Here is a 12341-nt window from a genome sequence, read left to right as displayed (position 1 = left end):
CTGGGGCGCCCATGCTGGAAATGCATGGCGCCCGTCAGGTGGTAGCCCGCTATTTCAGCCGCGCCGCAGCAGCGACCGTGCACTGAGCAACGCAGGAATGCCCAGCCCGACCCAGGCCAGCATGTCCCAGCCGCCGTCGCCGAGCAGCGCGGCGAACAACCCGGCAGCGCCCAGCAGGGCGATCAGCAGCGGCCAGGTGAAGATGCGCCAGGTCGATTGCGATCGATGGCTCATGGGCGTGCTCCTTTGCCTTTGCGCTGCTTGCCCCACCACAGGTACAGCCCGCTGCCGAGCACGACGATGGTCAGCACATCGAGCACGGCCCAGAGGATCTGCATCGGCCGTCCGCCGTAGTCACCGAAGTGCAGCGGCTGGGACAGGCCCATGGCATCCATGTACCAGGGCCGCTCGCCGACGGCGGTCACCGTCAGGCTCTGTGCGTCGATCAGCACGGGTGTCAGCAGATGAGAAGTGAGGTGCGTGGCGCCTTTCATGAACACTGCGTAGTGGTGCTCACTGGAGAAGCGCGTGCCGGGGAAGGCGATGAAGTCCGGGCGCATGCCGGGCGCGGCCTGTTCGGCGATCGCCAGCAACTGCGTGGCGGGGGCGCGTTCGCTGAGTGGCGGGGCGCTGCGGTACGGCTCGACCATGGCCGCCAGGCTGTCGTTGCGCCAGGCGGCGATGACCAGGTCGGAAAGGGCGCTGATCACGCCGGTGACGCCCACGGTCAGCGCCCAGGCCAGGGTCACCACGCCGATCAGGTTGTGCAGGTCGAGCCAGCGCAGGCGCCGGGATTTGTCGTGGCGCACCGTGGCGAAGTCCAGGCGGCGCATGAACGGGGCGTACAGCACCGTGCCGGAAACGATCGCCACGACGAACAGCACACCCATGAAGGCCAGCAGCAATTTGCCGGGCAGGCCGGCGAACATGTCCACGTGCAGGCGCAGCATGACCATCATGAAGCCGCCGTTGGCGGCCGGCATGGCCACGGCCTCGCCGGTACGCGCGTCGAGCATGAAGGTATGGGAAGAGTTGGGTTCGGTGCCGGCGGTGGCGGCGGTGATCGCCATCACGCCGTTGGGCTCGTCTTGGTCGAAGCCGAAGTACTGCATCACCTCACCAGGGCGATGTTGCTCGGCCTTGACCACCAGTTGCTGCAGGTCGAGGTGTGGCGTGCCTGCCGGCAGCTCGCGCAGTTCGGCCGCATCACCGAGCAGGTGCTCGAGTTCATGGTGGAAGATCAGCGGCAGACCGGTGAGTGCCAGCAACAGCAGAAACACGGTGCAGACCAGGCTGCTCCAGGTGTGGATCACGGACCAGCGGCGGATGGTTGGGCTTTTCATTACATTTTATTTCTCGATGTTCAGAAAGACCAAAGCCGTCCACGGGGGACGGCTTGGCCGGCAATCTCACAGCGTCACAGGCTTACCATTTGTAGGTGGCGCTGGCGACGACGCTGCGCAGGTCGCCGTAGTAGCAGTAGTACGAGTCGCAGGTGGAGATGTAGTCCTTGTTCAGCAGGTTGGTGGCGTTGACCGCCACCGAGGCGCCCTTGAGGCTGTTGTCCAGGCGGCCCAGGTCGTAGTGCACGGACGCATCGAACACCGTGTAGGCGTCGGCCTTGCCCAGGTAGGTATTGGCCTGGTCGCCGTAGGTGTTGCCGGTGTAGCGGGCGCCGGCGCCGACGCCGAAGCCGTCGAGCACACCGGAGTGCCAGGTGTAGTCGGCCCACACCGAGGCTTGCTGGTTGGGCATCAGTTGCAGACGGTTGCCTTTGTACAGGCCGTCCTGCACTTCCGACTTGGCCAGGGTATAGGCCGCGATCACCTTCAGGTTGTCGGTGACGTCGGACACGGCTTCGAGCTCCAGGCCGTGCACTTTCACTTCGCCGGTCTGGCTGGTGACGGAGACGTTGCCGACGTTGTTGGTGACCGAGACATTCTTCTGGGTCAGGTCATACACGGCTGCTGACAGCAGGGTGTTGGAGCCCGGCGGCTGGTACTTGATGCCCAGTTCCCATTGCTTGCCTTCGGTCGGCTTGAACGAAACCTCGGGATCGACGCTGGCATTGCTGGCCGGCTGGAAGGATTCGGCGTAGGACAGGTACGGCACGAAGCCAGAATCGAAGACGTAGCTGATCGCCGCGTTGCCGCTGAAGTTACTGTCGCGCTGGGTGTTGGTGGCATCGTCCTTGTTGAAGAACTTGGTGCCGGTGTGCACCCAGTCTTCACGCCCGCCCAGGGTCAGGCGCCAGTTGTCGAGGGCCATCTGGTCCTGGACGTAGAGGCCGGTCTGGTAGGTCTTCTGGTTGTAGTCGTAGAACGCATCGGAGCGGGGCGGACGGGTGATCGGCAGGCCATATTCCGGGTGATTGACGTTGATCGGCGGCGCCGTGCCGAAAATGGCCAGGTAGTTGGTGTTGCTGCGCTGGTGATCCAGGCCGAGCAGCACCGTGTGGTTGACGGCGCCGGTGGCGAAGTCGGCCTGGAAGTTGTTGTCGACCGCGAACTGGCTGATGTCTTCGTCGACGTTGGTGGTACCGCGCCCGACATTCCCTTCGTCGTCCACCACCATGCCGAACTGTGGCATGTAGCTGTTGACGGTGACGGTCTGGAACGCCAGGTCCGACTTGGTGTAGCGCAGGTTCTGGCGGAACTGCCACACATCGTTGATGCGGTGCTCGAAGGCGTAGCCCAGCGCGTAGTAGGTGCGGTCGTAGAAGTCGTAGTCGGGGTCGCCCAGGTTCTTGTGGTGCGAGATGTCGCCGAACGGCATGTCGATCTTGGTGCCCTGGATCGGCCGGAACTGGCTGGTGACGCCGGTATCGTCGCGGGTGAACTGGGTCAGGAAGGTCAGCGAGGTGTCTTCGTCGATGTTCCAGGTCAGGCTCGGGGCGATGTTGTAGCGCTTGTCGTCGATGTGGTCGATCTGCGTACCGCCGTCACGGACCACGCCACTGAGGCTGTAGAGGAACTTGCCCTGCTCGTCGAGCTTGCCGGTGCTGGCGAAGTTGATCTGGCGGTGGTTGTCGCTGCCGTATTGCAATTCGATTTCGTTGGCGCTTTCAGCCTGCGGGCGGCGGCTGACCATGTCCAGCAGGCCGCCGGGCGGGGTCTGGCCATAGACCGAGGAAGCCGGGCCGCGCAGCAGCGCCAGGCGATCCAGGTTCCAGGTTTCGGCCTTGGGGTTGGCGTATACGCCACGGGGCAGCGGCAGGCCGTCGAGGAACTGGGTCGGCTCGAAGCCACGCACGCGCATCCAGTCATAGCGGGTGTCGCTGCCGAAGCTGGCGGAGACGATCCCCGGCATGTAGCGCACGGCATCGTCGAGGCTGTGCACGCCGCGGTCGCTCATCTGCTGGCGGGTGGCGACGGAGATCGAGCGGGGCACTTCGACCAGCGCGGTGTCGGTCTTGGTGCCGGCGGCCGTGCGCTTTGCGGTATAGCCTTCGACCGGGCCCCAGGCGCTTTCGTAGCTGGACTTGGCGTCGATCGTGGTTTCCGGCAACGCCAGTGCGCCTTGAGGGGTCGCCGCCAGGCTGTAGCTGCCGACGCTGCTCTGCTCCAGTTGCAGCCCGGTGCCGCGCAGGGCTGCCTGCAGGGCGCCGAGGCCGTCGTACTGGCCGTTGACCGGCGCCGAATTGCGGCCGCTGACCAGGGCCGGGTCGATGGCCAGGGCGATGCCCGACTGGCTGGCGATCTGGTTCAGGGTGTTGGCCAGGGGGGCAGCGGGCAGGTTGTAGGCACGCGGCGCCGACTGTTCGGCAGCGAACAGGGCTGGGCTGGCAAAGGGCGCGGCCATGGCGATGGCCAGGGCCATCAGGCTTGGACGCAGGAAACGATCAACAGCGCGGGACATGCAGCGGCTCCTCGACGGATAAGTGCTTTCTGCTTCCTTGCCGAGCGAGATGTGTGAAGTGACAGGGGTAATGTGAAAAAAAGTGAGAATTGTTTTGGTTACAGCTCGTAGTGACCTCATCGCCAGCTTGCTGGCGATGAGGTCACTACGGTTCTATTTGGGAACGACAGTCACCCACCAAGGCGCATGGCGCTCGACCTTCACCGGCAACGCCGGCACCAGCGATGCCAGGGCCAGGTCGGTGTCGGTCAGCGGGAAGCTGCCCGTCACTCGCAGGTCGGCGATTTCATCGGCCACGCCCAGATAACCACTGCGGTACTGGCCGAGCCTGGCCAGCAGGTCGGCCAGGCGCACGTTGTCCACCACCAGCATGCCGCGGGTCCAGGCATCGGCGCCGGCCTGCACAGGGCCGACCTGGCCCAGCCCATTGGTGCTCATCAATACCTGCTGGCCTTCGCGTACGACCTGCTCGTCGCCACTGTTCTGCGGCATGGCGCCGACCGAGGCTTGCAGGACTTCCAGTCGTGTGCCGCGATCTTCGCGACGCACCAGAAAGCGCGTGCCCAGCGGGCGCAGGCGGCCATCGTCGGTGCGTACCAGCAGCGGGCGAGGGTCCTGGTGGCCGGTCTCGACCGAGATTTCACCCCGGTGCAGGACCAGTATCCGTTGATCACCCTGGTAATCGATGTCGACCGCCGTGTGGCTGTTGAGGCTGAGCAGGGTGCCGTCTTCCAGGCGCAGGGTACGCAGCTCGCCGGTGGCGGTGCGCTGGTCGGCCAGCCAGTAGCTGGGCGCCAGCGATGGTGCGCCGATCCAGGCCAGCAGCGAGCCGAGCAGCAGCATGCCGGCCAGTCCGCTGCCGGTCTTGGCGATGCGCCGGCGCAGGCCTGCGCGTGATTGCAGCAGGGCCTGGCGGGCCGGGCCGGCGGCGGCGCTGACGCGTTGGTCGAGGGCGCCAAGCTGGCGCCAGGCGCGGGCGTGCTCTTCGCTGGCGGCGTGCCAGCGCATGAATTCGTTGCGCTCATCGGCCGTGCCGCTGCCATCGTCCAGGCTCATTTTCCAGGCAATGGCGGCTTCCAGGACGCGGTTCGAAACCGGTGATCCGTTCACGTCGGCTCCCCGTACAGGGCGACATAGCACTGGCGCATGCCCTGGGCGATGTACTGGCGTACGCGTGACACCGAGACCCCCAGACGCTCGGCGATCTCGGCGTGGCCCATGCCGTCCAGGCGGTTGTGCAGGAAGGCCGCACGGGCCTTGCTCGACAGCTTGCCGAGCAGGCGGTCGATGGCCTTCAGGTCTTCGAGGATCAGGTGCTGGATTTCCGGGGAGGGCTGTTCGGCTTCCGGCAAGCGGGCAAGTTCCGCCAGGTAGGCCTGCTCCAGCGCCGCGCGGCGGAAGTGGTCGAACATCAGGCCCTTGGCCACGGCGGCAAGAAAGGCGCGGGGCTCGCGGGGGGTGTCCAGCTGTTCGCGGCCGAGCAGGCGCACGAAGGTGTCCTGGCTCAGGTCTTCGGCGCGCTGGCGGCAGGCCAGGCTGCGCTGAAGCCAGGCCAGTAGCCAGCCACGGTGGTCGCGATAGAGCGCACCGACCAGATCGGCGTGTGGGCTTTGTGCTGAAGACACGCAGTGTCCCCCCCGGAACCAATGCATTAACTAACGATAATTATTCGCGATTGTTGCAGAGGCGGGGGGTGCCGTGCAATGGACGCTTATCGGAATGCCATTACTGCGGGGCTGGGAATTGATGTTGGCAATACCGGCCCTATCGCGGGCAAGCCCGCTCCTACAGAGGTTGCGTCGTTCCTGTAGGAGCGGGCTTGCCCGCGATAGGGTAGGACACATCAGAAACCATGCACCTGCACCTTGCGCCGCCGCCACCCACGCAAGCGCTGCTCCAGCTGCAAGGGACTGTCCAACTGTTGGCGGCGGGCCTGGCTGAGCAGGATCAGCGCCAGCTCTGCGGTCACCTGGGCATCGGCGCTGGCATGGTGGCGTTCTTCGATGTGCAGGCCAAAGCGGGCGACCCAGTCGTCCAGCCCGGCTTCGCGCAGCACGGTATCGGGGTTGAGCATCGGTGCCAGTTCGGCCACATCGAGAAAGTGCTGCTGCAGCCGATAGCCAAGGCTTTGCTTCAGTGCCCGTGCCAGCATGCGTTGGTCGAACGGTGCGTGGAAGGCCAGCACCGGGCTGGTGCCGATGAATTCGAGCAGGTCGAGCAAGGCCTCGGCCGGGTCGCAGCCGGCTGCCAGGGCACTGGGCCCCAGCCCATGGATCAGCACGCTGGCGTTGGTCTTCTGCGTCGGGCGGTGCAGGGTACGCTCGAACTGCTGGGAAAAGTCGATGGCGCCGTCCTCGATGGCCACGGCGCCGATCGACAGGACCTGGTCGCGGCTGGGGTTGAGGCCGCTGGTTTCGAGGTCGAGCACCACCCAGCGCTGTTCGCGCAACGAACACACACCTGGCGGCGCAGGCTTGGGCAGGCGCGCCAGGCGCTCACGCAGGGCGTCCTCCAGTGATACGGCGGCAGGGCGCAGCCAGGCGAACAGGCTCATAGCTGGTACCGCAGGGCCAGGCTGCTTTGCAGGCGCTGGGCCTGGCGCAGGGACTCGCGCAGGATGCGTCGGTCCAGGTGGTTCAGGCTGTCCGGGTCGAGTCGGTTGGAATATGGCAGGTTGTCGCGTGACTGGCGCTGGTGCTGCTGCATGCGGGTTTGCTGGATGAAGTGGTAGGCCTCTTCATAGGCGGCGCCATCGAGTGCTTCGATGACGCCCTGATCGACCAGCTGGCGCAAGCGCTCCAGGGTGTTGCAAGCAGCGATGCCATTGGCCAAGGCCAGCAAGCGTGCGCCATCGACGAAGGGCGTGAGGCCCTGGACCTTGAGGTCGAGGGTGGCGGCCTTGTCGTTGCCCTGGCGGGTCAGTACGAAGTCGCGCAAACGTCCCACGGGCGGCCGCTGGCGCAATGCGTTGTCGGCCAGCATGCGCTGGAAGATACGGTTGTCGGCCACTTGCTCGAGCAGGCCCTGGCGCAATTGCTCGCAACCCGCTTCGTCGCCCCAGACCACGCGCAGGTCGAAGTAGATGCTCGAACCCAGCAGGTTCTCCGGGCTGGCCTCGCGGACGAAGCCGGCGAAGCGACGGGCCCATTCGGCGCGCGACAGGCACAGCTCGGGGTTGCCGGCCATGACATTGCCCTTGCACAGGGTGAAACCGCACAGGGCCAGACACTGGTTGATGTACTGGGCCAGCGGCAGCAGGCGGTCGCGGATGGCATTGGCTTCGGCGCTGCCTTCGGCTTCGAAGAGAATGCCGTTGTCCTGGTCGGTGTGCAGCGTCTGTTCGCGTCGCCCTTCGCTGCCAAAGCACAGCCAGCTGAAGGGCACGCCAGGGTCGCCGCGTTCGGCCAGGGCCAGTTCTATCACCCGGCAGACCGTGTGGTCGTTGAGCAGGGTGATGATCTGGGTGATCTGCGTCGAGGATGCGCCGTGGGCGAGCATGCGCTCGACCAGCTGGCCGATCTCGCCGCGCAGCGATACCAGGGTGTCCAGGCGTGGCGCGTGGCGGATGGTGCGCGCCAGGTGCACCAGGTCGACCCGTTGCAGGGAGAACAGGTCGCGTTCGGAAACCACGCCGCACAGGCGCTGCTTGTCCACCAGGCAGACGTGGGCGATGTGCCGCTCGGTCATGGCCATGGCCGCATCGAAGGCGGTGGCCTGCGGGCTGAGGTAGAACGGCTTGGCGGTCATGTGCCGCTCGATTGGCGCACCGAGGTCGGCATCGGCGGCTGCGACCACCTGGCGCAGGTCGCGCAGGGTGAAGATACCCAGCGGGTAGCGTTGCGGGTCGACCACCACGATGCTGCCGACCTGTTGCTCGTGCATCAGCCGCACGGCTTCACGCAGCGGCGTGTCCGGGGCGCAGGCAACGGGGTGACGCATGGCCAGTTCGCCCAGCGGGGTGTTCAGCGAGTACTGGGTGCCAAGGGTTTCCACTGCACGTTGACGCACTTGCTGGTTGATCTGGTCGAGCAGGCTGCTGACGCCGCGCAAGGCAAAATCCCGAAACACATCCGACATCGAGAACAGGCGGATGAAGGCTGCCTTGTTCAGTTGCAGGCAGAAGGTGTCTTCACCGGCCAGGTGCTCGGTACGGGTCGCGCGTTCGCCAAGCAGGGCGGCGAGCGGGAAGCATTCGCCGCTGGTGATCTCGAAGGTGGTTTCCACGCCTGGCTTGACCAGGTGCTGGCGCTCGCCGACGACTCGCCCCTGCTTGACGATGTAGAAGTGCTCCACCGGGCCATCGGCGGGCTTGAGGATGCTTTCCCCGCAGGCATAGAAACGCAGCTGGCACTGTTCCACCAGAAAGCCCAGGTGGCTGTGCTCCATCTGGTTGAAAGGCGGGAATCGCTGCAGGAACTGCAGAGTGCCCTGGATGTTCTGCAGGACGGCAGTCCTGCCCGCCTGGCTGTAGGCGTCCTTTTTGCTCATGAAACTGACCGTATCGCTACGCCGAACTATATATATCTATATATAGGTGCCGGCCTTGTTGTTCTCGGCCCCCATGGTCGGCTGGCGGCCGTGTGGTGCCCATTGGACGTAAGTCTATGGGCGGGCTGTGATCAATTTCACAAGGTGCTGTCCTACCGACTGAGCAGGCAATTTTCTTGACGAGACGACCATGGTTGAGCATGACGACATCCTGAGTGAAGACGAACGTGAAGCTTTGGCCGTGGTGAGTGCGCCGGTGGCGCCAAAACCTGTGGTGCTGGTGGTTGATGGCAACCCGGTGAACAGCGAGGCCCTGAGCTTGTACCTCAGGAGCAGGGGCATAGACAGCATGGTGGCCGATGGCGCGCAGGAAGCGATGTTCAAGCTGCACTACGAACCGCGCATTGCCTTGATGATCACCGACCTGCGCATGGAGCCCAAGGATGGCCTGGAGCTGATCCGGCAGATTCGTCAGTCGGAGCGGGCGGCGTTGTCGATCATCGTGGTATCGGGCGATACCGATGTGAAGGAGGCGGTGGACGTGATGCACCTGGGGGTGGTGGATTTCCTGCTCAAGCCGGTGGACCTGGGCAAGTTGCTGGGGCTGGTGAAGAAGGAGTTGAAGCTCGAGTGATTCAGGGCTGGGGCTGCTTTGCAGCCCTTTCGCGACACAAGGCCGCTCCTACAGGGGACATCTGTGTAGGAGCGGCCTTGTGTCGCGAAAGGGCCGCAGAGCGGCCCCCTGCAATTTACAACCCGTTACGCGCCTTGAACTCGCGACGACGACGGTGCAGCACCGGCTCGGTATAACCGTTCGGCTGCTTGGCACCTTCGACCACCAGTTCCACAGCCGCCTGGAACGCGACGTTGTCGTCGAAGTTCGGCGCCATCGGGCGGTACAGGGTGTCACCGGCGTTCTGCTTGTCCACCACCGCAGCCATGCGCTTGAGGCTTTCCAGCACCTGCTCCTGGCTGACCACGCCGTGGCGCAGCCAGTTGGCCAGCAGTTGGGCCGAGATACGCAGGGTGGCGCGGTCTTCCATCAGGCCGACATCGTTGATGTCCGGCACCTTCGAGCAACCGACGCCCTGGTCGATCCAGCGCACCACATAACCGAGGATGCCCTGGGCGTTGTTGTCCAGCTCGTTGCGGATCTCTTCGGCCGACCAGTTGGTATCGGCCGCCAGCGGGATGGTCAGGATGTCGTCGACCGAGGCCGGCGCGCGCGAAGCCAGTTCGCGCTGACGGGCCTGCACGTCGACCTTGTGGTAGTGCAGGGCATGCAGGGTAGCGGCGGTTGGCGACGGTACCCAGGCGGTGTTGGCACCGGCCAGCGGGTGAGCGATCTTCTGCTCGAGCATCGCGGCCATCAGGTCAGGCATGGCCCACATGCCCTTGCCGATCTGCGCACGGCCTTGCAGGCCGGTGGCAAGGCCCACGTCGACGTTGTTGTTCTCGTAGGCGCCGATCCACTTCTCGTTCTTCATGGCGCCCTTGCGCACGACGGCGCCGGCTTCCATGGAGGTGTGAATCTCGTCACCGGTACGGTCGAGGAAACCGGTGTTGATGAACACCACGCGCTCGGCGGCCGACTTGATGCAGGCCTTGAGGTTGACCGTGGTACGGCGTTCCTCGTCCATGATGCCGACCTTGACGGTGTTGCGCGGCATGCCCAGCAGGTCTTCGACGCGGCTGAAGATCTCGGCTGCGAAGGCCACTTCTTCAGGGCCGTGCATCTTCGGCTTGACGATGTACACGCTGCCGGTGCGGGTGTTCTTGCGGCTGGTGTTGCCGTTGAGGTTGTGCAGGGCGATCAGGTTGGTGAACAGACCGTCCTGGATGCCTTCCGGAATCTCGTTGCCCTGGGCGTTGAGGATCGCCGGGTTGGTCATCAGGTGACCCACGTTGCGCACGAACAGCAGCGAACGGCCGTGCAGGGTGACGCTGCCGCCGTTGGGCGCTGCGTACTCGCGGTCGGGGTTCATGGTGCGGGTGAAGGTCTTGCCGCCTTTGCTGACGCTCTCGGACAGGTCGCCTTTCATCAGGCCCAGCCAGTTGCGGTAGACGATGACTTTGTCGTCGGCATCGACCGCGGCGACCGAGTCTTCGCAGTCCATGATGGTGGTCAGTGCCGATTCCATCAGGATGTCTTTGACGCCGGCAGCGTCGGTGCTGCCGACCGGCGTGCTGGCGTCGACCTGGATCTCGAAGTGCAGGCCGTTGTGCTTGAGCAGCACGGCGGTCGGCGCGGCGGCGTCGCCATGGAAGCCGATCAATTGGGCGTCGTCACGCAGGCCGCTGTTGCTGCCGCCTTTGAGGGTGACCACCAGTTTGCCGGCTTCGATGCGGTAGGCGGTGGAGTCGACGTGCGAGCCGGCCGCCAGCGGCGCGGCTTCGTCGAGGAAGGCGCGGGCAAAGGCGATGACCTTGTCGCCGCGCAGCTTGTTGTAGCCCTGGCCTTTTTCAGCGCCGCCTTCATCGCTGATGGCGTCGGTGCCGTACAGCGCGTCGTACAGCGAGCCCCAGCGGGCGTTGGCGGCGTTCAGGGCGAAGCGGGCGTTCATCACCGGCACTACCAGCTGCGGGCCGGCCATGCGGGCGATCTCCTCGTCCACGTTCTGGGTGGTGGCCTGGAAGTCCTCGACTTGCGGCAGCAGGTAGCCGATTTCCTGGAGGAAGCTCTTGTAGGCTACGGCGTCATGGGCCTGGCCTTTGCGCGCCTGGTGCCAGGCGTCGATCTTGGCCTGCAGCTCGTCGCGCTTGGCGAGCAGGGCTTTGTTCTTGGGGGCGAGGTCGTTGATGATCTTTTCTGCCCCGGCCCAGAACGCATCGGCCTTGATGCCGGTTCCAGGGATCGCTTCGTTGTTGACGAAGTCGTACAGGGCCTTGGCGACCTGAAGGCCACCGACTTGAACGTATCCAGTCATTGCTTGCCTCACCTCTGCTCAGCTATTTCGCTTTCGCTCTTCTGTATTAAGCCTGTAGCGCTTCTCTAAACACGGCACCAGTGCGTGCTCTCGTCATCCACGAGCGCGGCTGGGTGCGGCTCGCCAGACAGGCTGGCGGGCGGTTTGCGTATTTTCACAGGCGCCTTGGCAGACATCGAAACGACGTTTTTTGTAGTCCGCGCCAACGCATACTACATGAAGCAGCAGGCAGGTGAACATCAGACTAAAAGCGCCGCTCTGCGACCGGTTGGTCGCGTAGGGTCACGCTGGGAGTCGCTATGTTCGCAAAAAACCGGTGGATTGTTCCAGATAAATCTTGAAACAGTACACGATTAGTTGCGCGGACTGTCCTGCGGCAGGTTGACGCGCCTTGCCTATACTGAGTCGATCCCCCCGATTTTTCGCCGCTTCACGCGGCATCGCGCAGAGGTAGGACCTGTGGACCATCTTGTACTGACCGTGATTGCCCCTGACAAGGCCGGCCAGGTCGAACGTATCGCCCAGTGCATTGCCGACCATAACGGCAACTGGCTCGAGAGTCGCATGTCGCGCATGGCCGGCCAGTTCGCCGGGATCCTGCGGGTGGCGGTGCCGGCGGAGAACTACGACGACCTGGTGAAGTCGCTGCAGGCGTTGAGCCAATACAGTATTCGGGTATTGATCGCCGAAAGCGGCATCGAGCCGTCCTGCACGTGGAAACCGATCGCCATGGAGCTGGTGGGTAATGACCGCCCGGGGATCGTGCGCGATATCACCCGTTTGCTGGCGGACCATGGGGTGAACCTGGAACGCTTCACTACCGAAGTGCGTCCTGCGCCGATGAGCAGCGAGCCGCTGTTCCACGCCGATGCCTTGCTGGCGCTGCCGCTCACATTGTCGCTGGAGGATTTGCAGCACAAGCTGGAGAGCCTGGCGGATGACTTGATGGTGGAGTTGAAGTTGCGGCCGGAGGATTGAGCTGAAATTGTTGAGGACCTGATGGTTATCCCGATATAACGGGGACGTCCCTGTGGATAAGCTGGGGGCGTACCTGTGCAGCCCACGAAG

At 64.5% G+C, this 12341-nt stretch carries 10 protein-coding genes; 2 read left to right on the top strand and 8 right to left on the bottom strand.

The genetic code is table 11. From position 1 onward, the window contains the following. Window positions 1-54: 54 nt before the first annotated feature. The 7 genes from PPL01S_RS12285 to PPL01S_RS12255 all read right to left on the bottom strand — a co-directional run bounded on the left by PPL01S_RS12285 (window position 55) and on the right by PPL01S_RS12255 (window position 8346). Window positions 55-234 (bottom strand): hypothetical protein, encoded by a 180-nt coding sequence (locus tag PPL01S_RS12285; RefSeq protein WP_016393272.1) that lies wholly within the window; start codon window positions 232-234, stop codon window positions 55-57. Next, window positions 231-1343: a PepSY-associated TM helix domain-containing protein gene (locus tag PPL01S_RS12280; RefSeq protein WP_016393271.1), complete on the bottom strand. Its 1113-nt coding sequence runs from the start codon at window positions 1341-1343 to the stop codon at window positions 231-233. The genes PPL01S_RS12285 and PPL01S_RS12280 overlap by 4 nt, the downstream gene beginning before the upstream one ends. A gap of 82 nt (window positions 1344-1425) precedes the next feature. Further along, complete coding sequence (locus tag PPL01S_RS12275; RefSeq protein WP_016393270.1) at window positions 1426-3858, bottom strand: TonB-dependent siderophore receptor; 2433 nt, start codon at window positions 3856-3858, stop codon at window positions 1426-1428. A gap of 153 nt (window positions 3859-4011) precedes the next feature. Next, on the bottom strand, window positions 4012-4968 hold the full coding sequence (locus PPL01S_RS12270) for a FecR domain-containing protein (protein ID WP_028625717.1): 957 nt from the start codon (window positions 4966-4968) through the stop codon (window positions 4012-4014). Then, window positions 4965-5510 (bottom strand): RNA polymerase sigma factor, encoded by a 546-nt coding sequence (locus PPL01S_RS12265; RefSeq protein ID WP_174435904.1) that lies wholly within the window; start codon window positions 5508-5510, stop codon window positions 4965-4967. Before PPL01S_RS12265 ends, PPL01S_RS12270 begins: the two co-directional genes overlap by 4 nt. A gap of 191 nt (window positions 5511-5701) precedes the next feature. After that, on the bottom strand, window positions 5702-6412 hold the full coding sequence (locus PPL01S_RS12260) for a 3'-5' exonuclease (RefSeq protein ID WP_028625716.1): 711 nt from the start codon (window positions 6410-6412) through the stop codon (window positions 5702-5704). After that, on the bottom strand, window positions 6409-8346 hold the full coding sequence (locus PPL01S_RS12255) for a putative nucleotidyltransferase substrate binding domain-containing protein (RefSeq protein WP_016393266.1): 1938 nt from the start codon (window positions 8344-8346) through the stop codon (window positions 6409-6411). Before PPL01S_RS12255 ends, PPL01S_RS12260 begins: the two co-directional genes overlap by 4 nt. Window positions 8347-8536: 190 nt before the next feature. On the opposite strand from PPL01S_RS12255, the gene PPL01S_RS12250 reads away from it, so the two are divergent. Continuing rightward, complete coding sequence (locus tag PPL01S_RS12250) at window positions 8537-8980, top strand: response regulator (RefSeq protein ID WP_016393265.1); 444 nt, start codon at window positions 8537-8539, stop codon at window positions 8978-8980. 115 nt (window positions 8981-9095) lie between these two features. Here PPL01S_RS12250 and PPL01S_RS12245 read toward each other — a convergent pair whose 3' ends face one another. Then, a complete protein-coding gene (locus tag PPL01S_RS12245; protein WP_028625715.1) occupies window positions 9096-11273 on the bottom strand; it encodes a malate synthase G in 2178 nt (725 codons plus the stop codon). Window positions 11274-11732: 459 nt separating this feature from the next. On the opposite strand from PPL01S_RS12245, the gene PPL01S_RS12240 reads away from it, so the two are divergent. Further along, on the top strand, window positions 11733-12251 hold the full coding sequence (locus PPL01S_RS12240) for a glycine cleavage system transcriptional repressor (RefSeq protein WP_016393263.1): 519 nt from the start codon (window positions 11733-11735) through the stop codon (window positions 12249-12251). The last annotated feature ends 90 nt before the right edge of the window (window positions 12252-12341 follow it).

The sequence above is a fragment of the Pseudomonas plecoglossicida NBRC 103162 = DSM 15088 genome (assembly GCF_000730665.1).
Taxonomy (GTDB): Bacteria; Pseudomonadota; Gammaproteobacteria; order Pseudomonadales; family Pseudomonadaceae; genus Aquipseudomonas; species Aquipseudomonas plecoglossicida.
This window is presented reverse-complemented; position numbering and strand designations above follow the sequence as displayed.